Origin of the sequence: Kribbella polygonati (assembly GCF_050320105.1) — a bacterium.
Taxonomy (GTDB): domain Bacteria; phylum Actinomycetota; class Actinomycetes; order Propionibacteriales; family Kribbellaceae; genus Kribbella.
Genome location: NZ_CP190129.1, coordinates 5,606,634 through 5,632,798, shown reverse-complemented (window position 1 = coordinate 5,632,798; position 26,165 = coordinate 5,606,634). Strand labels below are relative to the sequence as shown.

General features: G+C 69.6%; 21 protein-coding genes. 8 read left to right on the top strand and 13 right to left on the bottom strand.

The annotated features are described in order from the left end of the window. Positions 1–213: 213 nt before the first annotated feature. From glgX to treZ, 3 genes are read left to right on the top strand one after another with little or no spacing between them, the layout of a single operon-like run. On the top strand, positions 214–2,328 hold the full coding sequence (gene glgX, locus ACQHIV_RS26600; protein ID WP_427886164.1) for a glycogen debranching protein GlgX: 2,115 nt from the start codon (positions 214–216) through the stop codon (positions 2,326–2,328). Next, positions 2,325–4,718 (top strand): malto-oligosyltrehalose synthase, encoded by a 2,394-nt coding sequence (gene treY, locus ACQHIV_RS26595; RefSeq protein WP_427886163.1) that lies wholly within the window; start codon positions 2,325–2,327, stop codon positions 4,716–4,718. The genes glgX and treY overlap by 4 nt, the downstream gene beginning before the upstream one ends. A gap of 1 nt (position 4,719) precedes the next feature. Continuing rightward, positions 4,720–6,447: a malto-oligosyltrehalose trehalohydrolase gene (treZ, locus tag ACQHIV_RS26590; RefSeq protein WP_427886161.1), complete on the top strand. Its 1,728-nt coding sequence runs from the start codon at positions 4,720–4,722 to the stop codon at positions 6,445–6,447. Positions 6,448–6,896: 449 nt separating this feature from the next. On the opposite strand, the gene ACQHIV_RS26585 is transcribed toward treZ, so the two are convergent. Beyond that, positions 6,897–7,538 (bottom strand): LuxR C-terminal-related transcriptional regulator, encoded by a 642-nt coding sequence (locus ACQHIV_RS26585; RefSeq protein ID WP_427886159.1) that lies wholly within the window; start codon positions 7,536–7,538, stop codon positions 6,897–6,899. Between the two features lie 190 nt (positions 7,539–7,728). Between ACQHIV_RS26585 and ACQHIV_RS26580 the strand changes: the two genes are divergently transcribed. Further along, positions 7,729–8,541 carry an SAM-dependent methyltransferase gene (locus ACQHIV_RS26580; protein ID WP_427886157.1) on the top strand — a complete coding sequence of 271 codons (813 nt, stop codon included), beginning with the start codon at positions 7,729–7,731 and terminating at the stop codon, positions 8,539–8,541. A 185-nt stretch (positions 8,542–8,726) separates the two neighbouring features. On the opposite strand, the gene ACQHIV_RS26575 is transcribed toward ACQHIV_RS26580, so the two are convergent. Continuing rightward, positions 8,727–11,300: a GNAT family N-acetyltransferase gene (locus ACQHIV_RS26575; RefSeq protein WP_427886155.1), complete on the bottom strand. Its 2,574-nt coding sequence runs from the start codon at positions 11,298–11,300 to the stop codon at positions 8,727–8,729. 58 nt (positions 11,301–11,358) lie between these two features. Here ACQHIV_RS26575 and ACQHIV_RS26570 point away from each other — a divergent pair, with 58 nt between their 5' ends. Next, entirely contained in the window at positions 11,359–11,820 is a 462-nt protein-coding gene (locus ACQHIV_RS26570; RefSeq protein ID WP_427886153.1) for a GNAT family N-acetyltransferase, read from the top strand. Here ACQHIV_RS26570 and ACQHIV_RS26565 read toward each other — a convergent pair. From ACQHIV_RS26565 to ACQHIV_RS26550, 4 genes are all read right to left on the bottom strand, one after another. Further along, a complete protein-coding gene (locus ACQHIV_RS26565) occupies positions 11,795–12,421 on the bottom strand; it encodes a TMEM175 family protein (protein ID WP_427886151.1) in 627 nt (208 codons plus the stop codon). The two genes, ACQHIV_RS26570 and ACQHIV_RS26565, sit on opposite strands and share 26 nt — an antisense overlap. A 26-nt stretch (positions 12,422–12,447) precedes the next feature. Then, a complete protein-coding gene (locus tag ACQHIV_RS26560; protein ID WP_427886150.1) occupies positions 12,448–13,950 on the bottom strand; it encodes an alpha-N-arabinofuranosidase in 1,503 nt (500 codons plus the stop codon). A 76-nt stretch (positions 13,951–14,026) separates the two neighbouring features. After that, positions 14,027–15,031: a LacI family DNA-binding transcriptional regulator gene (locus tag ACQHIV_RS26555; RefSeq protein ID WP_427886148.1), complete on the bottom strand. Its 1,005-nt coding sequence runs from the start codon at positions 15,029–15,031 to the stop codon at positions 14,027–14,029. Between the two features lie 45 nt (positions 15,032–15,076). Then, positions 15,077–15,262, bottom strand: coding sequence for a hypothetical protein (locus ACQHIV_RS26550; RefSeq protein ID WP_427886147.1), 186 nt, complete (start codon positions 15,260–15,262; stop codon positions 15,077–15,079). Positions 15,263–15,325: 63 nt separating this feature from the next. On the opposite strand from ACQHIV_RS26550, the gene ACQHIV_RS26545 reads away from it, so the two are divergent. Beyond that, positions 15,326–16,741 (top strand): hypothetical protein, encoded by a 1,416-nt coding sequence (locus ACQHIV_RS26545; RefSeq protein WP_427886145.1) that lies wholly within the window; start codon positions 15,326–15,328, stop codon positions 16,739–16,741. Between the two features lie 6 nt (positions 16,742–16,747). On the opposite strand, the gene ACQHIV_RS26540 is transcribed toward ACQHIV_RS26545, so the two are convergent. After that, positions 16,748–17,788 carry an aldo/keto reductase gene (locus ACQHIV_RS26540; protein WP_427886143.1) on the bottom strand — a complete coding sequence of 347 codons (1,041 nt, stop codon included), beginning with the start codon at positions 17,786–17,788 and terminating at the stop codon, positions 16,748–16,750. 81 nt (positions 17,789–17,869) lie between these two features. Here ACQHIV_RS26540 and ACQHIV_RS26535 point away from each other — a divergent pair, with 81 nt between their 5' ends. Together ACQHIV_RS26535 and ACQHIV_RS26530 are read left to right on the top strand one after the other, a co-directional pair. Further along, on the top strand, positions 17,870–18,907 hold the full coding sequence (locus tag ACQHIV_RS26535) for an aminotransferase class V-fold PLP-dependent enzyme (RefSeq protein WP_427886141.1): 1,038 nt from the start codon (positions 17,870–17,872) through the stop codon (positions 18,905–18,907). 9 nt (positions 18,908–18,916) lie between these two features. Further along, positions 18,917–19,345, top strand: a complete 429-nt coding sequence (locus ACQHIV_RS26530; protein WP_427886139.1) for a MerR family transcriptional regulator — start codon at positions 18,917–18,919, stop codon at positions 19,343–19,345. Positions 19,346–19,347: 2 nt separating this feature from the next. Here ACQHIV_RS26530 and ACQHIV_RS26525 read toward each other — a convergent pair whose 3' ends face one another. Genes ACQHIV_RS26525 through ACQHIV_RS26500 form a run of 6 tightly spaced genes read right to left on the bottom strand, consistent with a single transcriptional unit; the run spans position 19,348 to position 26,151 of the window. Next, entirely contained in the window at positions 19,348–19,824 is a 477-nt protein-coding gene (locus ACQHIV_RS26525) for an SRPBCC family protein (protein WP_427886137.1), read from the bottom strand. A 43-nt stretch (positions 19,825–19,867) separates the two neighbouring features. Further along, positions 19,868–21,076 carry a molybdopterin molybdotransferase MoeA gene (locus tag ACQHIV_RS26520; RefSeq protein ID WP_427886135.1) on the bottom strand — a complete coding sequence of 403 codons (1,209 nt, stop codon included), beginning with the start codon at positions 21,074–21,076 and terminating at the stop codon, positions 19,868–19,870. 56 nt (positions 21,077–21,132) lie between these two features. After that, on the bottom strand, positions 21,133–21,351 hold the full coding sequence (locus ACQHIV_RS26515) for a formate dehydrogenase subunit delta (protein WP_427886133.1): 219 nt from the start codon (positions 21,349–21,351) through the stop codon (positions 21,133–21,135). Further along, positions 21,348–24,164, bottom strand: coding sequence for a formate dehydrogenase subunit alpha (gene fdhF, locus ACQHIV_RS26510; protein ID WP_427886132.1), 2,817 nt, complete (start codon positions 24,162–24,164; stop codon positions 21,348–21,350). Before fdhF ends, ACQHIV_RS26515 begins: the two co-directional genes overlap by 4 nt. Next, complete coding sequence (locus tag ACQHIV_RS26505; RefSeq protein WP_427886130.1) at positions 24,161–25,672, bottom strand: formate dehydrogenase beta subunit; 1,512 nt, start codon at positions 25,670–25,672, stop codon at positions 24,161–24,163. Before ACQHIV_RS26505 ends, fdhF begins: the two co-directional genes overlap by 4 nt. After that, positions 25,669–26,151 (bottom strand): NAD(P)H-dependent oxidoreductase subunit E, encoded by a 483-nt coding sequence (locus ACQHIV_RS26500; RefSeq protein ID WP_427886128.1) that lies wholly within the window; start codon positions 26,149–26,151, stop codon positions 25,669–25,671. The genes ACQHIV_RS26505 and ACQHIV_RS26500 overlap by 4 nt, the downstream gene beginning before the upstream one ends. Between the last annotated feature and the right edge of the window lie 14 nt (positions 26,152–26,165).

Genomic DNA, 26,165 nt, shown 5'->3' with positions numbered 1-26,165 from the left:
CAGGTAACCGACAGTAGGCACGGCCAGGAAGGCGCCGGTTCTTCGGAGGGTGCGACGACGACGCCCGGTCGAGTCAAGGAAAACGGGCCGCCGGGGGGAAGGCGGTTTCACAAGCGTTGGAGCTTAGCGTAACTGCAAGAATTTTGGGATGTTCGCCGTCTTGCAACTTCCTGCAGGCACTTGATTGTCAGGTGGTGCCGCTACTGTCGTCAGGTGCAGAAATGGCCTGGTCGTCCCTACCCTCTCGGCGCCACGTACGACGGCGCCGGGACGAACTTCGCGGTGTTCTCGGAGGTTGCCGAACGAGTTGATCTGTCGCTGCTGGGCGACGACGGGACCGAGCAGCTGGTGCAGCTGACCGAGGTGGACGGCTTCGTGCACCACGCCTACCTGCCCGGCGTCCAGCCCGGCCAGCGGTACGGGTTCCGCGTGCACGGCCCGTACAACCCGTCCGCGGGCGACCGGTGCAACCCCTCCAAGCTGCTGCTGGACCCGTACGCGAAGGCGGTCGACGGGCAGATCGACGGCGACGAGTCGCTGTTCAGCTACCGGTTCGCGAAGCCGGACGAGCTGAACACCATGGACAACCGCGAGCACACGATGCTCTCGGTGGTCACCAACCCGTTCTTCGACTGGGGCAACGACCGCCCGCCGGGTCACGCGTACCACGAGACGGTCATCTACGAGGCGCACGTCAAGGGCCTCACCAAGACGCACCCGGGGCTGCCGGAGAACATCCGCGGCACGTACGCCGGGATCGGCCACCCGGCGATCATCGAGCACCTCAAGGAGCTCGGGGTGTCCGCGATCGAGCTGATGCCGGTGCACCAGTTCGCGCAGGACGGGCACCTGCAGGAGATCGGTCTGTCGAACTACTGGGGCTACAACACGATCGGCTTCTTCGCGCCGCACAACGCCTACGCCTCCACCGGCACCCGCGGGCAGCAGGTGACCGAGTTCAAGGCGATGGTGAAGGCGCTGCACGAGGCGGACATCGAGGTGATCCTCGACGTCGTTTACAACCACACCGCCGAGGGGAACGAGTTCGGCCCGACGCTGTCGTTCAAGGGCATCGACAACGCGGCGTACTACCGGCTGGTGGACCAGGACAAGTCGCACTACTACGACACCACCGGCACCGGCAACAGCCTGCTGATGCGGCACCCGCACGTCCTGCAGCTGATCATGGACTCGCTGCGCTACTGGGTCACCGAGATGCACGTCGACGGCTTCCGCTTCGACCTCGCGGCCACGCTGGCCCGCCAGTTCCACGAGGTCGACCGGCTGTCGGCGTTCTTCGACCTGGTCCAGCAGGACCCGGTAGTCAGCCAGGTGAAGCTGATCGCCGAGCCGTGGGACGTCGGCGACGGCGGCTACCAGGTCGGCAACTTCCCGCCGTTGTGGACCGAGTGGAACGGCAAGTACCGCGACACGGTCCGGGACTACTGGCGGGGCGAGAAGTTCACCCTGGCCGAGTTCGCGTCCCGGTTGACCGGCTCGTCCGACCTGTACCAGGACGACAGCCGCCGGCCGCTGGCGAGCATCAACTTCATCACCGCCCACGACGGCTTCACGATGCGCGACCTGGTCTCGTACAACGAGAAGCACAACGAGGCGAACGGCGAGGGCGGCAAGGACGGCGAGAGCTTCAACCGCTCCTGGAACTGCGGCGCCGAGGGCCCGAGCGACGACCCGGCCGTACTGCGGCTGCGGGACAAGCAGGAGCGCAACTTCCTCACCACGCTGCTGATCTCGCAGGGCGTGCCGATGATCGCGCACGGCGACGAGCTCGGCCGCACCCAGCGCGGCAACAACAACGTCTACTGCCAGGACAACGAGATCTCCTGGATCGACTGGAACCTGCAGGAGCCGCAGAAGCACCTGCTCGAGTTCACCCGGTCGCTGGTCAAGCTGCGCAACAACCACCCGGTGCTGCGCCGCCGCCGGTTCTTCCACGGCGACACCGGCATCGACGGGCTCGGCGACCTGGTCTGGTTCAACCCGAACGGCACCGAGATGCAGAACGGCGACTGGCAGCGTGACGACACGCTCGCGATCGCGGTGTTCCTGAACGGCGACGCGATCTCCGAGCCGGACCCGCGCGGCGAACCGGTCGTCGACGACTCGTTCCTGGTGCTGCTGAACGGCAACTTCGAGCCGGTCGACTTCCTGCTCCCGCCGGAGGAGTACGGCGAGACCTGGACGGTCGCGGTGGACACCACGACCGCGACCGGCATCGGCGACACCGAAGCGCACGCGGCCGGTTCGACGGTCCAGCTGGAGGCCCGGAGCACGCTGGTGCTCACCCGCGCGAGGCAGGTCGGATGACGCAGGTCCCGCAGGCCACCTACCGGTTCCAGCTCCGCGCCGAGTTCGGTTTCGACGACGCGGCCGGGACGGTCCCGTACCTGGCGAGCCTCGGGGCCTCCCACGCCTACCTGTCGCCGATCCTCCAGGCGGCACCCGGTTCCACCCACGGGTACGACGTGGTCGACCACAGCCGGCTGTCCGAGCCGATGGGCGGCCGGCCCGCGTTCGACCGGCTCGCGGCCCGGCTGGCCGAGTACCGGCTCGGCGCGATCGCGGACGTCGTACCGAACCATGTCGCCGTGCCGACGCCGGAGAGCCTGAACAAGGCGCTGTGGTCGGTGCTGCGGCTCGGGCCGGGTTCGCAGTACGCGGACTGGTTCGACGTGGACTGGGGTGCGGGGAACCAGCCGTTGCTGATGGCCGTGCTGGGCCAGCGGATCGGCAAGGTGCTCGCGGACAACCAGTTGGCGGTCGAGGACGACGTACTGCGGTACTACGAGCACGAGTACCCGTTGCGTCCTGGGACCGAGGCCCTGCCGCTGGAGCAGCTCGTCACGGAGCAGTGGTACCGGCTGGCGCACTGGCGGGTCGCGGACGAGGAACTGAACTACCGGCGGTTCTTCGACGTGGACACGCTGGCCGCGGTACGGCAGGAGGTGCAGGAGGTCTTCGACGCCACGCACCAGCTGCTGCTGGCGTTGCTGCAGGAGGGGAAGCTCAACGGCTATCGGATCGACCACCCGGACGGCCTGGCCGACCCGCGTGGGTACCTGCGCCGGCTGGCCGAAAGAACCGGCGGTGCGTGGGTCGTGGTGGAGAAGATCCTCGAAGGCGATGAAGAGCTACCCAGCGACTGGCCATGCGCCGGCACCACCGGGTACGACGCTCTGCTGCGCGTAGGTGGTCTGTTCATCGACCCCGCCGGCGCTGCACCGCTCTCGGCACTGCACTCCGAGCTCACCGGAGCCCCTGCTGATTTCGGTCGCGTCGTGGAAGAAGCGAAGCGCGAGGTCGTCCGGAACGGGCAGTACGCCGAGGTGCATCGCCTGGTCGAACTACTCGCCCGCATCTGCCAGGACGACGTACGGCTGCGTGACCACACGAGGAGGGCGTTCCACGAGGTCGTGGCCGAGCTGCTCGTCCACTTCGACGTCTACCGCGCGTACGTCGTCCCTGGTGAGGAGGCGCCGCCCGCCGCGGTGGCAGCGATGGAGCGGGCCGCCGAGAAGGCGCGGGAGAACCTCGACGAGGACCGGCAGGCCACGCTGGACGTCGTACTGCACCTGCTGCTCGGGCGGGAGTCCAGCACGATCGACGAGCAGGCACGCGCGGAGCTGATCGTACGGTTCCAGCAGACGTGCGGGCCGGTGATGGCCAAGGGGGTCGAGGACACCGCGTTCTACCGGTGGCTGCGGCTCACGTCGCTCAACGAGGTCGGCGGCGACCCGGAGCACTTCGGGGTCTCACCGGAGGAGTTCCACGCGTACGCGGCCCTGCTGAACAAGCACTGGCCGAAGTCGATGACCACGCTGTCCACACACGACACCAAGCGCTCTGAGGACGTACGGGCGCGGCTGGGGGTGCTGTCCGAGCGGCCGGCCGCCTGGTCGGAGGCCGTGCGCGACTGGCGCCGGTTGGCTGAGGACCACCGGAGCCCGTTGCTGGACGGCAGTACGGAGTACCTGTTCTGGCAGACCCTTTTCGGCACGTGGGACGACGGCCCGCTCGCTGAGGACCGCATGCAGGCCTACTTGTTGAAGGCGATCCGAGAGGCCAAGAAGCTCACTTCTTGGACCTCACCGGACGAGGAGTACGAGCAGACCGTCGCAGCCTTCGCAACGGCCGTGCTCCACGACAAGACCGTTCTTGATGCGGTACGGCGTTTTGCGGACGACCAGAGCGACTACGTGAGAGCAGCCACGCTCGGCCAGAAGCTGGTGCAGCTGACGATGCCCGGCGTACCCGATGTGTACCAGGGGACCGAGGTGGTCGACCTGTCGCTGGTGGATCCCGACAACCGGCGGCCCGTGGACTACCAGCAGCGCATCGAACGGCTGCAACGGCTGGACGCAGGAGGTAAGCCGCAGGACCTGTCCGACGAGAAGCTGCTGGTGACGTCCCGGGCGCTCCGGCTGCGCCGGCAGTACCCGGACGCGTTCGCCGGGAGCTATACGCCGCTGCCGACGTCCAACGGTCACGCGGTCGCGTTCGCACGCGGAGACGCGGTCATCACCGTGGCCACGCGGCTGCCGGCAGCCCTGCGGCGGCTGGGCGGCTGGGGTGACAGCACAGTGGTCCTGCCCAGCGGGCGGTGGAAGAATGTGCTGACAGGTCGGGAGGTCGCCGGTGCTGCCCGCATCGACGACCTGTTGACGGACCTGCCGGTCGCCTTGCTGGTCAGGAGCTGACATGCACACGTTCCGCGTCTGGGTGCCGGAGGCAACCACCGTAGACCTGGTACTGCGGGACGGCGTGCTGCCGATGCGGTCCGTCGACGAGGGCTGGTGGGAGCGCCGGGTCGCCGAGGCGCACCACGGCACCGACTACGCGTACGCCGTCGACGGCAGCGACCCACTGCCCGATCCGCGCAGCCCGTGGCAGCCGGACGGCGTCCATGGGTTCAGCAGGGTGTTCGACGCGGACCGGTACGAGTGGACTGACGACAGCTGGACAGGCCGCGACGTACGGGGTGCTGTCTTCTACGAGCTGCACATCGGGACGTTCACGCTGGAGGGCACGCTCGACGCTGCCGCCGAGCACCTGGACTACCTGGCAGTCCTGGGTGTGGAGGTGGTCTCGCTGATGCCGGTGGCCGCGTTCCCCGGCGTCCACGGTTGGGGGTACGACGGCGTCGACCTGTACGCCGTGCACGCGCCGTACGGCGGACCGGAAGCGCTGCAGCGGTTCGTGGACCGCTGCCACGACGCAGGGCTCGCCGTGTGCCTGGACGTGGTCTACAACCACCTCGGGCCGAGCGGGAACTACCTAGGGAGCTTCGGCCCGTACTTCACCACCCGGCACGACACCCCGTGGGGCCCTGCCGTCAACCTGGACGACACGGGCAGCACCGAGGTACGCCGGTGGATCTGCGACAACGCCCTGCGCTGGTTCCGCGAGTTCCACCTCGACGCGCTGCGGCTGGACGCCGTACACGCGCTGGTTGACGACAGCCCGGAGCACCTGCTCCAGCAGCTGTCTACTGAGACCGCTGGGCTCTCCCGGGAGCTAGGGCGGCCTCTTGGGCTCGTGGCTGAGTCAGACCTCAACGACCCGCGCACGGTCGAGGCGGTGGCTGTCGGTGGGATGGGGATGACGGCCCAGTGGAGCGACGACTTCCACCACGCGCTGCACTCCCTGCTGACCGGGGAGCGGTTCGGGTACTACGTGGACTTCGGGGATCCGGCGGTGTTCGCGAAGACCGAGACAAAGGTGTTCCTGCACGACGGGACGTACTCGACGTTCCGGCACAAGCTGTGGGGGCGGCCGGTGGATCCGCGGACGCAGCGGGGCGGGCAGTTTCTCGCGTACACGTCGAACCACGACCAGATCGGCAACCGGGCACTCGGTGACCGGCCGGCGCTGACGCCGGGGCAGTTGGCGATCGGTGCCGCGCTGGTACTGACGTCGCCGTACACGCCGATGCTGTTCATGGGCGAGGAGTGGGGCGCTTCGACGCCGTGGAGGTTCTTCACCGACTTCCAGGAGCCGGCCCTGGCGGACGCGGTGCGGACCGGGCGGCGGCGGGAGTTCACGGAGTTCGGGTGGGACGCGGACGAGATCCCGGATCCGCAGGACCCGAAGACGTGGCGGAGTTCGGTGCTCGACTGGTCGGAACTGGACGAGGCGCCGCACCGGGACATCCTCACCTGGTACCGGCATCTGCTGACGTTCCGGGCGCGCATGCCGGAGTTGCGGGACGACTCGCTGGAGTCGGTCGCGGTGGCGTTCGATCCGGGCGGCGGGTGGCTGGTGGTGAGCCGGGGCAGCCTGCGAGTGGTGGCGAACCTGGCCGCGGAGGCCGCGGTGGTGCAGGTCGACCAGGTGCCGGAGTACCTGGTGATGTCGTTCGGTGGGGCCGAGGTGATCGCGGACGGCGTCTGGTTGCCGGGTCACGGCGTCGCGATCGTCGCCGTGTAGGACTTTCCGAACCCGTGCACGTTTGTGGGCCAATCCAACAGAAGTTGGCGTTCGACCGTGTTGATCCGTGGTGATTTCCGGAATCGCTTGTCTGGCGGTGTGGTCGTGACGGACTGTGGATCTGCCAGCAGGGGACGGGGGATCAACGGGAGGTTCCGGATGACAGTCGGAGGCGTCGACACCTACTACGACTACGAAGAAAAACAGTGGAAGAGCCGGAAGCTGGGCGGTGGCCCGATCCACCACGGCCCCGTCTGCCCGGCCCCACGCACCCCGGACCACGCGGTGCAGGACCCAATGCCCCACGAGCGCCACGCCGCCGGTCGCTCTCACGACCTACCGAAGCACACGCTCAACTGAATCCCCCGGTGACAGGGCCCGCCAGACCAGGTCACCACAGCACCGACCAGCGGTCGTCGCCACAACCCCGCGACGACCGCTGCGCCTGTTCAGCAGGCGCGGTCGAGCAGCCAGCCGCGGTCGGCGGCCTTCATGCCGGCCTGGAAGCGGCTGCGCGCGCCGAGCCGGTGCATGAGCTGCGCGACCATCCGGCGGACCGTCCGGACCGAGATGTCCAACTGTGCGGCGGCCACCTCGTCGGTCGCGCCGAGCGCCAGCAGCCGCAGCATCTCCTGTTCCCGCGGTGACAGGCCGGTCTCGTCCGGCAGGTCGCGGCCGGCCAGCGGCACGGCGTCCGGCCAGATCCGCTCGAACAACTCGATCGCCGTCACCACCACGCTGGTCAGCCGCAGTACGGCGACGCTGCCGGTCGCGGTACCGGCGGGCAGTACGGCGACCGACCCGTCGATCACGATCGCGTTCATCGCGACGTGCGGGATCGTCCGGACCGCTACGCCTGCCTGGGACAGCGCGCCGACGTGCCGGCCGACGGTCGGCATGGTCCGGGTGTGGTCCGGGAAGATCGCCCGGCACCGCACGCCGCGCTTGAGGTCCTGCGGCCCGAACGTCGGACCAGTCAGGGTGTCCATCGCGATCACCTCGTGCTCGGCGGACGCGAGCAGCTCGGCGATCCCGCCGTGGGCGGGGAGCTGCCGGAATCCGGACGGCCGGTCGAGCATCGTGACAGTCATCGGATCGAGCTCCCCGGGGGCAACGTGGGCGGACTGTGCATACGACCGACGATCGCGGGCGGCGATGACATTTTGATGACACGGGACGGACCGGCGGCGGCCTCGGCGGGAGACAGGCCGGGGCCGGGAGCGGGGTAGCCCGCGGGTCGCATAGAGTAAGCGTCGTTCTCGATTGGAAGGGTTCCGTACGATGACCGATGCGAACGAGCAGGCGCCGTACCCGGGCTTCGACATCACCACGCCGAGCATCGCCCGGACGTACGACTACCTGATCGGGGGCAAGGACAACTTCGCCGTCGACCGCGCCTTCGGCGACCGGTTCATCAACGAACTGCCCGGCTCGCCGGTGATCGCGACCGACAACCGCGCGGTGCTGGTCCGGGCCGTCGACCAGATCGTCCGGACGACGCCGATCCGGCAGTTCATCGACCTCGGCAGCGGCCTGCCGACCGCGAACAACGTGCACCAGGTCGCGCAGCGGTTCGCGCCCGAGACCAAGGTCGTGTACGTCGACAACGACCCGATCGTGCTCGCCCACGGCCGCGCCCTGCTCGCCGAGAACGACAACACCAAGGTCATCCAGGCCGACCTCCGCGACCCGCAGAGCGTCTTCAAGGACCAGGCAGTGCAGTCCCTGATCGACTTCGAGAAGCCGGTCGGCGTGATCTTCAGTGCCGTCCTGCACCACGTCAACGACGACGAGGACCCGGCCGGCATCGTCTCGTTCTGGAGCGACCGGATCGCGTCCGGCAGCCACGTCTTCGTCAGCCACTTCCGCAGCCAGAACGACCCCCGCAGCCAGGAGCTCGAGCAGGTTCTCCAGGGCTCCCTGGGCCGCGGCCGCTGGCGCACCGACGACCAGATCCTCGCCCTCTTCGGCGACACCTTCACCGTCCTCGAGCCAGGCCTCGTCGCCGCCGCCGAATGGCGCAACGACGAGGAGCCCGACGACCTGACGGACTACCAGCAACTGATCGCCGCGGTCCTGGCCGTCAAGAACTGACAGTCCCTAACTCAGGAAGCCAGCCGCATCTCGAGAGGTGATCCGGCCGGGGCCGCCGTGGCGCCGGGTCGGCGTGGCCGTGGTCGGTCTCATCGGAAACATTTGGCCGGATAGCGGCAACTTTGTTCCGCAGTGCGCCTGTTCCGCGGTGGGTGATCGCGACCGGGGGAGCTGTCGGGGCGGTGTTAAGTCCGCTGGAGGAAGGCGAGCTGCGCCGTCTTCGTGGTGCCGTCCGGGTGGATGATCTTTGCCTCGGGGCCTAGGGTGAAGCCGCTCCGTTGGAAGCGGGTGATCGCCGGTGTGTTGCGGGCGTCCGGGTCGACGACGATCCGTGGGTTGCCGAGCTCTTCGAAGACGAACGCGAGCAGCACCTCGATCAAGCTTCCGGTGAAGCCTGGGCGGGCCTCGCCGGGGGCGATCAGCAGGTGTACGCCGAGATCGCCCGCCTCGACGTCGTACGCCGCGCCGACCGGATCCGCCCGCGGGTCGTACGTCTGCAGCAACGCCGCCGGTGCCCCGTCCAGGCGGACGACGTACACGTGATGCGTCGGCACCGAGTCCAGGAACCGGTAGATCTCCGCGATCTCGTCGCGCGACAGCGACTGCATGCCCCAGAAGACCGCGCGCTCCGCCGTGACCCATGCGTGGATCAGGTCGAGGTCCCGCTCCGGATCAGCCTCCTCGATCCGGACCGTGCCGAACCCGTCGACGGTCCGCTCGTAGCTGCCGTCCTCAAGCACGCCGGGGTCGTCGACGGGTGCGAGAGAACCCTTCAGCCACAGCGGAAGCTGGTCGTGGTGGTGCGGATCGCCGAGTACGCCGGACGCGCCGAGCGGGACGATCCACCGGCTGGCGGAGCGATCCGCGAGGTCCCACGCGTACCGGGCCGCCGAGGCGCGGATCGACACGTCCGTCAGGCCGGGAAGGCTCGACGTGGACAGCACGCAGTGGTGGTCGCCGGACAGGCCGAGGTCGAACGGCTGCTCGGACGACGCGAACACCGGGCCGCGCAGCGCGTGCAGCGGCGCGAGCTGGTGCGTCTCGCCCCACGGCGGCCGCGGGCTGTTGGCGGCGACCTCCTCCAGCGCCTCGCGCGCGAGCCAGCCGACGTTGATCTCGGGGATCAGGTCCGTGGCGAGCAGGTTCTCGAGCGCGTACGAGACGTGCGCCAGCGGGTCCATCCACGGCGTGAAGATGTCCGCGACCTCGGCGTTCTCGAGCATCGTGAAGTGGTCGGTCAGCCGCGAGACGAGCGCCTTGCGGACCGCGGCGTACGACGACGCCGTCGTACTCGTGGCGTCCATGTGCCGGTCCCAGGCGAGCAGCTCGTTGCGTAGGGCAACTGCTTGCGAGGAGAGATCGTCGAGGCCGGTCAGCAGGTCGAGGACGGAGCCGGCCGAGCCCAGATAGGTGTCGCGGTGGATCGTCGGCATGTCGTCGGCCGTCCAGTCCGCGCGGGCGTTAAGCAGTTCCCGGATCCGATCGGCGCGGTACGGCGCCGCGAACTCCACCCCCAGCTCCGCCGCCAGTTCCCGCGCGTTGGCCATCACCGCCGGCCCGTCGACCTCCGCGCGCGGCATCGCGTGCCACCCGTCCCATTCGTGCCCGGGTTCCCAGGCCGGTACGACGCGCAGCATGTTGTCCCGGGCCCGGCGCGGTACGACACCGGCCGTCCGGTGCAGCAGGCCGCCCTCGGTGTCGGCGGCGAGTACGACGTTCACCGGCTCCACCCAGTCCTCGAACGCGGCGTCGACGTCGGCCACGGTGGTTGCCCGGAGCAACCGAGCCATCACCTCGAAGCCGAGCTTGCCGGTCACTCGCGGGGGATACCGGAGCGAGAACGGCTGCGCGTTCGACGGGCCGGAGATCACCGGTCCGCGGTCGGTCTCGATCACCTCCAGTTCGACGGGATCGCCGCCGGCCACCTCGACCACCTCGGTGTGTGCGGCGGCCGGCTTCCACCCGTCCGGGCCGAGCGCTTCTACACGTGTAGCCGTCCGGCGGAGCTGTTCGGCGTACAGGTCCTGGTAGTCCGACATCGCGTTGGTGATCGCCCAGGCGACCTTGCCGGTGTGGCCGAAGTGCGCGAGTCCGGGAACGCCCGGAACGGCCAGGCCGAACACGTCGTACTCGGGGCAGGTGAGGCGGACCTGCTGGTACACGCCGGGGTTCTCGATGTACCGGTGCGGGTCGCCCGCCACGATCGGCCGGCCCGACGCGGTGTGCGTGCCGGGGATCAACCACCCGTTGCTCCCGGAGCCGTGCGGGCCTTCCGACGAGAACAGTTCGAGCGCCTCGTCGCCGAGGATCGACGCGACATGCGTCCGCCAGAGCTTCGACGGGAAGCCGGCGAACAGGATGTGCACGGTCAGCCAGATCCCGAGCGGCGCCCACGGCTCCCACTGCTGGGGAGTCAGCCCGGTCTCGGCGAACTCCGGCGCCCGCCGCGCCGCGCCCGCCAGTGCGTGGTTCACGCCGTCGACGTACGCCGAGACCCACTCCCGCGTCTCGCCGTCGAGCGACTCGAAGCACTTCTGCGCCGTGTCCGCGAGCCGTGCCTGCCGGGCGAACACGTCCCACCCGACCGCCTCCACCCCGAGGAACGCGGCGCTCGTCCCGAGGCACCGCCGCCGCTCCAGTTCGAGCTGCCAGGCCCGGTCGTGCGCGACGTTGACGCCCTGCAGGTAGACCAACGCGAGCGGATCCCCGGCCTGCAGGTGCGGTACGCCGTACGAATCCCGGAACACCCTCGCGTTCACTACATCCCCCTGCTCTTTGAGGTTAGGCTCGGCTAACTTCCGCGGCAACAATAGTAGGGTGCCGGCTGTGATCACCACGCTCGACGTTACCGACCGTCCGTTGGCCGAGCGGCTGCTGGCGGTTCAGCACGCGGCGTACGCCGTCGAGGCCGAGCTGATCGGGTTCGACGGGATCCCGCCCCTGCAGGAGGGTCTACACGAGTTGATGGCCTCCGCGGAGCACTGGCTCGGGGCGTACGACGGCCCGCTGCTCGTCGGCGCGGTCGCGTACGAGTACCCGGACGAGCGGACCGTGGAGATCTCCCGGCTGATCGTGGACCCGGCGTACGCGCGGCGCGGGCACGGACGGGCCCTGCTCGACCGGCTGGACGAGCTCGAGCCGCGGCCGGTCAGCGAGGTCTCCACCGGATCCGCCAACCTCCCGGCGGTGAACCTGTACAAGTCCCGCGGGTACGCCGAGACCGGCCGCGTCGAAGTTGCCCCCGGCATCTACGTCACGCGGTTCCGTCGCGGGTCCTGACCTGCTCGAACCCGTAGTACAACGCCAGCAGGAACACGACCACCAGCGTCAGTTGCGGTGACACGAACGAGAACCCGATGGTCGCCGCGTAGATCACCGTGCCCACCGAGTAGCGCAGCAGCGACTTGCGGATCTCGGCCTTGGACATCGTGTGCTCGACCAGGTGGTGGCGCAGCACGTACCACCAGATCAGGCTGAACGCGATCGCCGCCAGCGTCAGCGTCGCGCTGTAGACGGCGGCCGCGACGTGCCCGTTGCTCGTCTTGTCCTCGAGGTGTTCCGCGAACAGGCTGGTCGGGAACGGCAGCAGCGTCACCCACAGCAACAGCAGCAGGTTGAGGAACATCAGCCCGCGGTCGGCGCGCTGGATCTGGCGGAACATCGAGTGGTGGTTGACCCACATGATGCCGAGGATCGCGAAGCTGGCCAGGTACGCCGCGAACTGCGGCCACTCGCGCAGCAACGCCGGCCACAGCCGCTGACCCTCCGCGAGCTTCGGAGCGTGCAGCTCGAGCACGAGGAGGGTGATCGCGATCGCGAAAACGCCGTCGCTGAAGGCTTCCAGCCGATTCGTCTCGGCAAGGTCGGACTGGGTACTCACGGGCACCCAGTCTGGGCCAGTGGGGGTCAGTCCGTCGACAGAGAAAACGCCGTCCAGCTGATCGCCGGTAGCGTAACCACGAGCTTTCCGTCGACGAGCTTCGCCGACTCGAACGGCTGCGCGGTGACGCGGTCGGGTCGTGCCGCCGAGTTGACCGCGTCCGGGTCGTCGTCGTGCACGATGACGGCCTCGGCGAGCGACGTGACGCCGGTGCGGCTGAGGTCGATGGTGACGTCGACCGGACCCTCGGCCGAGCGGTTCACGGCGAACACGGCCAGCCGGCCGTCGTCGTACGTCGCGACCGCGTCGACCGCCGCGACCTCGCCGTACCGGGCGGTGGCGACCGTGGGGGAGTCGGTCTCGACCCGCAGTACCTGGCCGGCCGCCAGCCGGGAGGTGATCGCGAACGGGTGGAACGTCGGCTGCCGCCAGGCCGCGCCGCCCGGCTCGGTCATGATCGGCGCGATCACGTTCGCGAGCTGTGCCAGGCAGGCGACGCCGACCCGGTCGCTGTGCCGCAGCAGCGAGATCAGCAGGTTGCCGACCACCACGGCGTCGGTGACGTTGTACTCGTCCTCGATCCGCCGCGGCGCCACCTCCCACTCCTCGCCCGGCCCGTCGGTGCGGCGCGAGCGGTCGCCGTACCAGACGTTCCACTCGTCGAACGAGATCGCGATCTTCTTGCTGCTCTTGAGCTCCGCGCCGACATGGTCCGCGGTCGCGACGACCGAGTCGATGAAGTGGTCCATGTCCACCGCGGACGCCAGGAACGACGCGGTATCGCCGTCGTCGTTGCCGTAGTACGCGTGGCAGGAGATGTAGTCGACGAACTCGTACGTCTCGCGCAGGACGTCCCGTTCCCAGGTGCCGAACAGCGGCATCTTCGACGAGGACGAACCGCAGGCCACCAGTTGCAGGTCCGGCTCGATCATCCGCATCGCCCGCGCGGTCTCGGCCGCGAGCCGCCCGTACTCGGTCGGCGTCTTGTGCCCGACCTGCCACGGCCCGTCGAGCTCGTTGCCGAGACACCAGAGCTTGATCCCGTACGGCGTCGCGCCGTGTGACACGCGTAGATCCGACAGCGCCGTACCGCCGGGGTGGTTGGTGTACTCGAGTAGATCGAGCGCCTCCTGGACACCGCGGGTACCGAGGTTGATCGCCATCATCGGCTCGACGCCGGCCTTCGCGCACCACTTGCTGAACTCGTCCAGGCCGAACTCGTTGGTCTCGACGCTGTGCCAGGCGAGGTCGAGCCGCCGCGGCCGCTCGTCCCGCGGGCCGACGCCGTCCTCCCAGCGATAGCCGGACACGAAGTTGCCACCCGGGTAGCGGACCACCGAAACGCCCAGCTCACGGGTCAGTTCCAGGACGTCCTTGCGGAAGCCGTCCTCGTCGGCGGTCGCGTGGCCGGGCTCGTAGATGCCGGTGTAGACGCACCGGCCCATGTGCTCGACGAAGGTGCCGAAGGTCCGCCGGTTGACCGGCGCGACCACGAAGGCGGGATCCAGGGTGAGGCTGGCAGAGGTCACGGGCGCATCCTTCTACATCGGTGTACTACATCGGTGTAGAAGATCATCCGGTGACCAACCGGCCCAGGTCAAGTGGTCAGCCGCGGGTCGATTCCCGCAGGTGCAGCTCGTACGGCGCGACGATCTCCGCGGGCGCCGCGTCGTCGCCGCCCAGCCGGCGGACCAGCAGGTCGACCGCGGTCCGCGCGATCTGGATCCGCCCGGCGTCGACCGTCGTCAGCGCCGGACTGCTGAACGCCGACTCGTCGATGTTGTCGAACCCGGCCACCGCCACGTCGTCGGGCACCCGCACTCCGCGCCCGATCAACGCCCGCATCGCACCCAGCGCGAGCAGGTCGTTCAACGCGAACACCGCGTCGAACTCGACCCCGCGATCCAGCAGTTCCCGCACCGCGTCGGCACCACTCGACCGCCGCCACGCCCCACCCGGCACGGCCAGCTCCGCCACCACCGGCACGCCGTACTCGGCCAGCGTCGAGGTGTAGGCGCCGTACCGGATGGCCGCCGTGCCGACCTGTTCGCCCGGGCGGACGCCGATCACCGCGATCCGCCGGCGGCCCTGGTCGAGCAGGTGCCGGATGACCGCCTTCGTCCCGTCGACGTTGTCGATCATCACGTGGTCGACCGGGCCGTGGAAGATCCGCTCGCCGAGCAACACCATCGGCGTCGACGTCCTCAGCTCGTCGACGTCCTCCGGGCCGAGGCCGAGCGGGCTGTAGAGCAGCCCGTCGACCAGGTGGCCGCGCGGCCGGGCGAGCGCGGACAGCTCACGTTCGCGGTCGGCGCCGGTGGTCTCGATCATCACGGTCAGCCCGTGTTCCCCGGCGGCCTCGATGGTGGCGTCGGCGAGCTCGGCGAAGTACGGATTGCTGAGCTCGGGGACGGCGAGCGCGATCACGCCGGTGCGCCCGGACTTGAGGTTCCGGGCGGACATGTTCATCCGGTAGTCGAGCGCGTCGATCGCCGCGAGCACCTTGGCCCGGGTCTCCTCGCGGATGTACGGATACCCGTTCATCACGTTCGACACGGTCTTCGGCGACACCCCGGCCGCGCGCGCGACATCGCGCATCGTCACCGCCACGGCGTCACCATGGGCGCCACCGTAGTGCACAGACCGCCGAGTGGGTCAGTCCTCAGGTGCCGGGCGGCGCGGGGGATTCGGCTGCGGACCGGCGGACGGGCCGCCCGGGTGCTCGGGGATGTCCGGCTCGTCGTCCGGGGTGAACTCGACCCCCTCCTCGCGGAGCGTGTCGTCGACCGCGGGATCCATCTCGTGACCGGGATGCGGCAGACCGGGCCTGTCGAAGCTCATGACACCCTCCCTGACGAAACGTTGCCTACGACTCACGATACGACTGTCGATTATCCTTCGGCGGTGTCCCACGCAGAGCAGCTCGGCAGGTCGATCGATGCCCTGATCGCGGCGTTCGACGAGAACGACTCCGAGGCCTACGCCCGGGCCGGCCAGCAGTTGGTGGAGGCTGCGCAGCAGACGAGCCCCGAGGTGCTGGACCGCGCCGTCGGGCGGCTCGTGCCGCTGGTCGCCGACATCCACCCGGCGAGAGGAGCCGGCCTCGCCCGACTGGTGGGGTCGATGGTCGGGACCGCTGGTACGTCGGCGCCGCAGGTGGTGCCGACGCTGGTGGAGCGCGCGTGCGAGGTGATGGAGCAGGCGCTCGCGTTCGTGGCGTCGTACCGGGAGATCTTCGGCGCGGAGCCTGACCGGGACGACGAGACGGTCGTCGAACGGTACCTGCAGGCTGCCGACGAGCGTGGTATCGAGCGGCCCGACCGGTACGCCGCCGCGTGGGAGCTGGGCGAGAGCTGGGTCCAGCCGGTCCTGTTCCTCTGCCAGCGCGCCGACGTACGCCGAACTCTGCCGCAGCGCGAGCGTCTGCGCCCGCTGGTGGAGCAGGTCGAGGACCTCTTCCCCGGCGTCGCGCCGTGGCTGCTCGGACTGCTGCGCGTGCTCGACGACGAGCCGCTGATCGTCGTGCACCGTGAGTCCGGGCAGGTGTTCCGGGCGACCATGACCGGCGTCGCCGACAACTTCCAGCTCCACACGCTGCTCGCGGCGAAGCTCCTCGGCCCCAGCCCTCGGCGGGGACTGTTCGCGCGCCGGCGGTCGACGTCCGCGTACCTGCCCGGCGAGGCGCCGACGGCGGCGATGATCGCGGCCGCGGACGGCTCCGGCGAGCTGATGCCGCCCGGCGGCGTCGTCGGCCGGTTCAACCTGGTCGACGCGAACGGAGCGTGGATCTGGAACGAGGGCCGCCCGGACGAGATCCCGGTGGTGCGGGGCGCCCGGGTGGTGGTGCTCGACCCGCCGGCGTACGAGCGGTCGTGGAACACCGGCCGGGTGTACCCGCTGATGACGGCGACGATGGACGTCGAGCCGGTGAGCGAGCCGGAAGCGGCCCAGTGGCGAAGCGTCGTCTCCCCGGCCGAAGCTGGTACCGGGGAAGAGTTGGTCGTTACCGACGACCTGTCTGTCCCGCTCCCGCCGGGCCGCACCGTGGCGGATGTCGTCGACCTGGTGCTCGGTCTGGTGGACAGAGGAGCGTCCGCCGACGAGGTCGAGGGCGCACTCGGCCGCGAGTTCGGGCTGAACGCCGACGACGCCGCGCTCGCGCGGGACCGGGTGTTCGGCGGACTGGTGCGCGCCGCGACGAAGAACCCGGCCAACGCACCGTCACCGGTCAAGGACCCGATCGCCCACGAGTCCTACCGCCGCGGCGTCGCCGACCCGGGCCTGGTCCGGAAGCACAACCCGGACCTGGACCGGCAATAGGGCTCGTCAGCGGTCGGTCAGCGGGCGGCGGCGCTGGGTGACGTCGGTGAGGGACTGGGGTGCCCAGGCCATGTCGGCGCGGTAGAGGTCGGTGCCGGGTGGCACGATCTCGTCGATGCGGTCGAGGGTCTTGTCGTCAAGGGTCAGGTCGGCGGCGGCGATCAGGCCGTTCAGTTGCTCCATCGTGCGCGGGCCGGAGATCACCGACGTGACCGCCGGATGCGCGGTGGCGAAGGCCAGCGCCAGTTCGGGCAGCGTCGTACCGATGCCGTCGGCAACCTCGACGAACTGCTCGACGGCGTCGTACTTCACGGCGTTCGCCGGCAGCGTGGGGTCGAAGCGCTCCGGGGCCATTGCGGCGCGACCGGACGTCATGTCGATCGGCTGGTTCTTGCGGATCTTCCCGGACAGGAAGCCGAAGGCCAGTGGGCTGTAGGTCAGCACGCCCATCCCCAGACGCCGGCACGTCGGCAGGACCGACCGCTCGATCCCGCGGGCCATCATCGAGTACGTCGGCTGCATCGTCCGGAACCGCCCGTAGCCGCGGCGGTCGGACACGTGGTACGCCTCGACGATGTCCTCGGCCGGGAACGCCGAGCAGCCGAACGCGCGGATCTTGCCCGCGCTGACCAGGTCGCTCAGCACCCAGAGGGTTTCCTCGATGTCCGTGGTGTGGTCCGGGCGGTGGATCTGGTACAGGTCGATCCAGTCGGTGCCGAGGCGGCGCAGGCTGTCCTCGACCGCGCGGGTGATCCAGCGGCGCGAGTTCCCGCTCCGGTTCCGGCCCTCGGTGAACGGGAAGTGCACCTTGGTCGCCAGTACGACGTCGTCGCGGCGGTCCTTGAGCGCCTTGCCGACGATCACCTCGGACTCGCCGGCGGAGTACATGTCCGCGGTGTCGACGAAGTTGATGCCCTGGTCCAGGGCGGCGTGGATGATCCGGACACAGTCGTCGTGGTCGGGGTTGCCGACCGCGCCGAACATCATCGCGCCGAGACAGTGCGTGCTGACCTCGATCCCGGTCCCACCCAACGTGCGGTAACGCATCTCCGTAGCTCCTTCGTATCGGTGCCCCGACGCTAGGAGCTAGAGCGCTGTCTAGGTCAAGTCCTGCCTAAGGTGGTCCGCATGGACATGTGGGATCCGCAGCCGGGTTGGTTGAACACCGCGTCGTACGGACTGCCGCCGCGGGTGGCGTGGGAGGCGTTGCAGGCGGCGTTGGCGGACTGGCGGGTCGGGGCGACCAGTTGGGAGCCGTGGGACGAGTCGACGACGCGGGCGCGGGAGTCCTTCGCGCGGCTGATCGGGGCGGACGCGGCGGACGTGTTCGTCGGGAGCACCGTGTCGGCCGCGGTGGCGCCGATCGCGAACGCGTTGCCGGACGGCGCGAAGGTGCTGACGGACAACGTCGAGTTCACGTCGAACGTGTTCCCGTGGCAGGTACACGCCGACCGCGGCGTCCAGGTGGTCGCCGTACCGTCCGCGGAGCTGGTCTCGTCCATCACGCCCGGGGTCGACGTCGTCGCGGTCAGTGCGGTCCAGTCGTCGACCGGCGACGTACTCGACCTGCCCGCGGTAGTTGCCGCAAGCAAGCAGATCGGCGCGCTCGTGGTGCTCGACGCGACCCAGGCGGTGGGTTGGCACCCGGTCTCGGTGGACGGCGTGGACGCGCTGATCGCACACAGCTACAAGTGGTTGATGTCGCCGCGCGGCGCCACCTTCGGGTACCTGTCGCCGCGGCTGCAGGAGCTGTGCCGCCCGTCGGCCGCCGGATGGTACGCCGCCCGCGACGTCCACGGCTCGTACTACGGTCCCGCGATGGAGCTCGATCCGGGGGCGCGCCGGTTCGACCAGTCGCCCGCGTGGTTCAGCTTCGTCGGCGCCGCGCCGGCGCTCGAACTGGTCGAGCAGATCGGCGTGGACGCGATCAACAAGCACAACCTGGAGCTGGCGAACGAGTTCCGCGCCGGGCTCGGCCTGGAGCCGTCGAACAGTGCGATCGTCAGTACGGAGCTGGCCGGCGCACAGGAGGCGTTCGCGGCGGCCGGGATCCGCGCGGCGGTCCGCGACGGGAAGCTGCGCGCGTCGTTCCACATCTACACGACGCGCGCCGACGTACATCAGGCGTTGTCGGCGCTCAAAACTGGTGGTCTAGATCGGGGTTAAGGTGCCGACATGGGTGGACTGAGTATCGGGCAGGTGGCGGAGCGGACCGGGCTGAGCGTGCACGCGCTGCGGTTCTACGAGCGTGAGGGCCTGCTCGCCGATCAGGTACGGCGGGAGTCGAACGGGCGGCGGGTCTACACCGAGGACGACGTCGAGTGGCTGGACATGTGCATCAAGTTCCGCTCGTCCGGGATGCCGCTGGACACGATCCGCAAGTACACGGACCTGGTCCGGCAGGGCCCCGGCAACGAGGCGGACCGGCTCGCGCTGCTGAAGAGCCACCAGGACTACGTCAGCGCGCAGATCGCCGAGCTCAACGAATGCCTGAACGTGATCACCTGGAAGGTCGGGTGCTACCAGGAAGCCTTGGACGCCGGCCAGGCGGACTGCCTGTGGACGGCGCCCCCGGCGCGCGACGAGAAGAGCGAAGCTTCCTGAGGTCAGAGCGCCGACTCCATGGCGGCGAGGGTCTTGCGCATGTTGGCGGCCAGCTCGTCGAGGCGGCCCTGGATGATCTCCGCGGCGCGGTCCGGGTACTTCACCACTCCCATCCGTAGCCCGCTGTCGCCCGCGCAGTGCGTGAACGTCTGCCGGACGAGGGTGGCGTCACCGCGGTCCTCCAGCTCGTAGGTCCAGTTCGCGAGCGGGATCTCCTCGCCGCCGTACACGTCCCAGCCGAACCGCGTCGGCTCGTCGTACGCGGTGATCTCGCAGGTCACGTACGTTTCGAACCCGTTCGCGAAGCGGTTCCGCGCCTCGAAGCGCGTGCGCGGTTCCAGCCAGGCGCCGTAGTAGCACTCGGGGCTCCACTCGCCGTACCGCTCGATCGCGGTGACACCGGCCCAGACCGTGCTGGCCGGCAACTGCATCAGTACCTCGACACCGGTGGTCGCACCGGTCACTCCGTAATCGTTCATGCCCCGTACGTCGGACGCGTCGTCAAGGCCTCGACATTTTGGGTCAGAGGTTCCACGGGCGGGCTCCGGGGTCGATCGGGAGCAGGCGGGCGGCGATCGCCTCGGACGGGCCCGGGGCGACGACGGCGAGGGCGTCGGCGACGGCCGGGCCGCGGAGCATGGCGGCACCGTCGTGGCCGACCGGTACGGCGCCCTGCGGGGTGAGGCGGATCGGGACGAGGCGGGTGTTGGTGGGGTGGCAGGTGACGCCGCCCGGTACGGCGATGTTCGCGAGCGTGGGCAGGCTCAGTCCGCGCAGGCGGGTGATCGCGGCGACGCCGAGGGTCAGGAACGCGACCAGCGCGGCGTGCGGGTTGCCGGGCAGGCCGAGGACGAGGCGGCCGTCGGGGAGCTGTGCGAGCGCTTGCGGGTGGCCGGGGCGGCAGGCGACGCCGTCGACGATCAGCTCGGCGTCGAGGTCCGTGAGTACGGCGCGGAGGTGGTCGGCGGGTCCTGCCGCCGACGAGCCGGAGACGAGGACGAGCTCGGCCTCGGTTTCCTCGAGGGCAGCGACCAGGGCGTCGCGGTCGTCCCGTAGGTGGGTGAGCGGACCGTTCCTGGCGCCGGAGCGGGTGATCAGGCCGGGGAGCATCGGGCCGATCGCGTCGCGGATCCGGCCGGGCGAGGACGGGCCACGGTGGACGAGTTCGTCGCCGGTGATCACGGCCGCGACGGTGGGTGGTGGGACGACGGTCAGGCGGTTCAGGCCGACGGTCGCGGCGAGCCCGAGGACGGCCGGGTCGACGACGATGCCTGCCGGGAGGAGCTGGTCGCCGGGCTTGCACTCCTCGCCGGCCCGCCGGATGTGCCGCCCGGTCTTGGCCGGTCCTTCCAGGTGGTCGCCGGTGACGACCGCGTCCTCGGACCGGACGACGGAGGTGGCCCCTCGCGGCACGGTCGCACCCGTGACGATCCCGGTCGCCTCGCCGTCCGCCAGTACGCCGGGGTCCGCGGCTCCGGCCTCGACATGCCCGACGATCCGCCACGGCCCGTCCCCGTTGACGGCGTACCCGTCCATCGCCGACCGATCCACCGCCGGCACCGCGACCGGCGCCACCAACGGCGTACCCAACACACACCCGTCGGCGTCCGCCAACTCCCGCGAAACCACCCGCCCAGGCCGAGCCACCGCAAACGCCAACCGCCGAGCCACATCCCACTCCACAGCATCCCGCCGCCGGCGCGCACGCATCTCCCCGGGCCTGTCCTCCACACCCCCACCCTCCCCGACCGTCCCCCCGTTGTCGAACCGGCCCGGCACGACCTCGGTCACAGAGACTGGAGTTTCTGAGCGGCGAGGCGTGCGGTGGGGGTGAGGTCGGTGGCGCCGGAGTTGGCGTGGGTGATGAGGGCTTGTTTCATGCGGGGGTCCCAGACCGCCTTCATGTGGTTGGCGATGGCGGTGGCGGCTTCGGTGGGGGAGCGGTGGGCGAACTGGGCGGCGATCTCGTTCGCCAGCCGCACGTACGGCGGCACGCCCTCGCTCATCGGTTGCTGCCGGCAACCGCCGGCTCAAGGGCGGATCCGACCGGGTGTGGGACCAGGTCGACCTGGACCGCGGTGACCTTGTACTCGGGGCAGTTGGTGGCCCAGTCGGAGTTCTCGGTGGTGACCACGTTCGCGCCGCTCACCGGATGGTGGAACGTCGTGTAACAGACCCCGACCGGCATCCGGTCCGAGATCCGGGCGCGAAGTTCCGTCCGCCCCACCCGGCTCGACAGCGCGACCAGATCGCCGTCCGTCACCCCGCGCACCTCCGCGTCGTGCGGATGGAGTTCCAGCACGTCCTCCGGATGCCACGCCACGTTCGCCGTCCGCCGAGTCTGCGCGCCGACGTTGTACTGCGACAGGATCCGCCCCGTCGTCAGGATCAACGGGAACTTCCGCGTCGACCGCTCCGACGTCGGCACGTACACGGTCTCCATGAACCGCCCCTTGCCGCGGGTGAACTCGTCCTCGTGCATGATCGGCGTACCGTCCGGGTGCGTAGCGTCGCACGGCCACTGGATCGAGCCGACCTCGTCGAGCTTCCCGAACGAGACGCCGGCGAACGTCGGCGTGGTGAGCGCGATCTCGTCCATGATCCGTGCGGACGAGTCGTAGTGCATCGGGTACCCCATCGCCTGCGCGATCTCGCAGACGATCTCCCACTCCTGCTTCCCGGTCCGCGGCGCCATGATCGGCCGCACCCGGTTGATCCGCCGCTCGGCGTTCGTGAACGTGCCGTCCTTCTCCAGGAACGATGTCCCCGGCAACAACACGTGCGCGAACTTCGCCGTCTCGTTGACGAACAGGTCCTGGACGACGAGCAGTTCGAGCGCGCCGAGTGCGGCGAACACGTGCTGCGTGTTCGGATCCGACTGCGCGATGTCCTCGCCCTGCACGAACAGCGCCCTGAACGAGCCGTCGATCGCCGCGTCGAACATGTTCGGGATCCGCAGCCCGGGCTCGTTCAGGATCGGCGTACCCCAGAGCTGCTCGTAGACCGACCGTACGTCGTCGTCCGACACGTGCCGGTAGCCGGGCAGCTCGTGCGGGAACGAGCCCATGTCACACGATCCCTGCACGTTGTTCTGCCCGCGCATCGGGTTCACGCCGACGCCGGGCCGGCCGATGTTGCCGGTCGCCATCGCGAGATTCGCCATGCCCATCACCATCGTGGAGCCTTGGCTGTGCTCGGTGACGCCGAGGCCGTAGTAGATCGCCGCGTTCCCGCCGGTCGCGTACAGCCGGGCCGCCGCGCGAATCGTCTCCGCCGGTACGCCGGAAAGCTCGGCAACCGCCTCCGGACTGTGTTCCGGCTGCGCGATGAACCGTTCCCAGGACTCGAAGTCCTCGCACCGGCTGTTCACGAACTCCCGGTCCACCAAGCCTTCGGTCACCACCACGTGCGCGAGCGCGTTGACGATCGCGACGTTCGTCCCGGGCGCGAGCTCGAGGTGGTACGCCGCCTCGACGTGCGGCGAGCGGACCAGGTCGATCCGCCGCGGGTCGATCACGATCAGCTTGGCGCCCTGCCGGAGCCGCTGCTTCATCCGGGACCCGAACACCGGGTGCGCGTCGGTCGGGTTCGAGCCGATCACCAGGATCACGTCGGCCGCGTCGACGGAACGGAAGTCCTGGGTTCCGGCGGACTCCCCGAAGGTCTGCTTCAGTCCGTACCCGGTGGGCGAGTGGCAGACCCGCGCGCAGGTGTCGACGTTGTTGTTCCCGAACACGGCACGCACCAGCTTCTGGACGGCGTACACCTCTTCGTTCGTGGTCCGCGACGAGGTGATCGCGCCGATCGAGCCCTGCCCGTTCCGCTCCTGGATCTCGCGCAGCCGCCGGGCCGTGAACGAGATCGCCTCGTCCCACGACACCGTCCGCCACTCGTCCGCGATCGTTTCGCGCAGCATCGGTTCGAGGACCCGGTCCGGGTGGCTCGCGTACCCGAACGCGAACCGGCCCTTCACGCACGAGTGTCCCTCGTTCGCCCCGCCGTTCTTGTACGGGACCATCCGGACCAGCTCGTCACTACGCAGCTCGGCCTTGAACGAGCAGCCGACACCGCAGTACGCACAGGTCGTCAGCACGGTCCGCGTCGGCATGCCGAGCTCGACCACGGACTTCTCCTGCAACGTCGCGGTCGGGCACGCCTGTACGCACGCGCCGCAGGACACACAGTCCGACTCGAAGAACGGTACGCCGGCACCGGCCGCGACCTTCGAGTCGAACCCGCGCCCCTCGATCGTCAGCGCCAGCGTCCCCTGTACTTCGTCGCACGCGCGGACGCACCGCGAGCAGGCGATGCACTTCGACGCCTCGAAGTCGAAGTACGGGTTGGAGGAATCGGTCGGCAGATCGAGGTGGTTCGCGCCGGCCTCGACGCCGGAGCCGTACCGGACCTCGCGGAGGCCGGTCACGCCGGCCATATCCTGCAGTTCGCAGTCGCCGTTCGCGGAGCAGGTCAGGCAGTCGAGCGGGTGGTCGGAGATGTACAGCTCCATGACGCCGCGGCGGAGTTTCCCGAGCCGCTCGTTCTGCGTACGGACCACCATGCCGTCGGCGACCGGCGTCGTACAGGAGGCCGGAGTGCCTTTCACCCCGTCGATCTCGACCACGCACAACCGGCACGACCCGAACGCCTCCAGGTTGTCGGTCGCGCACAGCTTCGGTACGTCGACCCCGGCCTGCTTCGCGGCGCGCAGTACCGACGTACCGGGCGGGACCTGGACGGCGACACCGTCGACGGTCAGCGCGACCGTGGCCTCGCCGGGACGGGCCGGCGTACCGAAGTCGGGTTCCTTCAGGAGCGTCATACGGTGAAGTCCTCTCCGAAGTGGCGGACGGCGCTGCGGACCGGCATCGGGGTGAGGCCGCCCATCGCGCAGAGCGAGCCGTCGGTCATCAGCTCGCACAGGTCCTCGAGCAGGACCAGGTTCTGTTGCCGGTCGGTGCCGGACACGATCCGGTCGATCGTCTCGGCGCCGCGGACCGCGCCGACCCGGCACGGCGTGCACTTGCCGCACGACTCGGCCGCGCAGAACTCGAACGCGAACCGTGCCATCGCGGCCATGTCCACGGTGTCGTCGAACACCACGATCCCGCCGTGCCCGACCATCGCGCCGGCGGCCGCGAACGCCTCGTAGTCCATCGGCAGATCGAACTGCTCGACCGGCAGGTACGCGCCGAGCGGCCCGCCGACCTGGACGGCCCGCACCGGGCGGCCGGTCGCCGTACCGCCACCGAAGTCGTTCACCAGCTCGCCGAGGGTGATGCCGAACGCGGTCTCCACGATTCCGCCGCGGGCGACGTTGCCGCCGAGCTGGAACACGCTGGTACCACGGGAACGGCCGACTCCGTGGGCCGTGTACGCGGCCGCGCCGGTGGCGAGAATCGCCGGGATCGTTGCCAGCGACAACACGTTGTTGACGACGGTCGGCCGGCCGAAAAGCCCTTGCAAGGCGGGGATTGGAGGTTTGGCGCGGACCATGCCGCGCTTTCCTTCCAGGCTTTCCAGCATGGAGGTTTCCTCGCCGCAGATGTACGCGCCGGCGCCGACGCGGACGTGCAGGTCGAAGCCGAACCCTGAGCCGAGCACGTCCGGCCCCAACCAGCCAACCTCCCGTGCCTGCTCGATCGCGGCCTTGAGCGTCGCCACCGCGTCCGGGTACTCCGAGCGCAGGTAGACATACCCTTCCGCGGCGCCGACGGCGTACGCGGCGATCGTCATCCCCTCGACGAGCGTGAACGGGTCGCCCTCGATCAGCATCCGGTCCGCGTACGTACCGGAGTCGCCCTCGTCCGCATTGCAGCACACGAACTTGAGGTCGGCCTCGGCGTTCAGGACGGTCCGCCACTTGATCCCGGTCGGAAACCCAGCCCCGCCGCGTCCGCGCAGTCCCGAATCGACCACACTCTCCACCACATCGGCCGGTGACATCGCGAGCGCGGTCCGCAGCCCGGCCATGCCACCGTGTGCCACGTAATCCACGCTGGACAAGGGATCCACAACCCCAACCCGAGCGAACGTCAACCGCTCCTGCCGCCGCATCCACGGCAACTCCTCCACCAGCCCGAGACAAGGCCCAACCTCCGCCCCGTCCAGCATCCCCCCGGCCACCAGCCCGTCCACATCCTCAGCCGCGACCGGCCCGTACCCGACCCGCCCCGCCACCGTCTCCACCTCGACCAACGGCTCCAGCCACAACATCCCCTGCGACCCGGTGCGGACCACCTCCACCCCGTCCACCAAGCCGATCCGCTCAGCCACCTCGTCCGCCCCGACCGAACGCGCCGCCGAGTCCCTCGGCACATACACCTTCATCGCGCCTCCCCGAGGAGGGCGTCCAGGCGGGCCGGCGTCACCCTGCCGTACAACCTGCCGGCGACTTGGACAGCTGGGCCCAGTGCGCAGTTGCCGAAGCAGTAGATCTCTTCGAGGGTGATGCGGCCGTCGGTCGTCGTCTCGCCGAAGGAGCAGCCGACGGAGCGTCGGGCGTGGTCGGCGAGGGGAACCGCACCGACCGAGCGGCACGCCTCGGCCTGGCAGATGGAGACCGTGGTGCGGCCGGCCGGAGTACGCCGGAAGTCCTTGTAGAACGTGACGACGCCGTGCACCTCGGCGACCGCGAGATTCAGTACGTCGGCGATCACCGCCACGTCGGGCTGGTCGACGTACCCGAGTTCCTCCTGCACTGCATGCAGGATCGGCAGCAACGGCCCGCGGAGCCCGGCCAGCTCCGTGGCGATCTCGCGTACGCGCCGGGCCCGGACGGGGGCGGTGATCACGACCTCACTCGTCATGTATACAACATTCC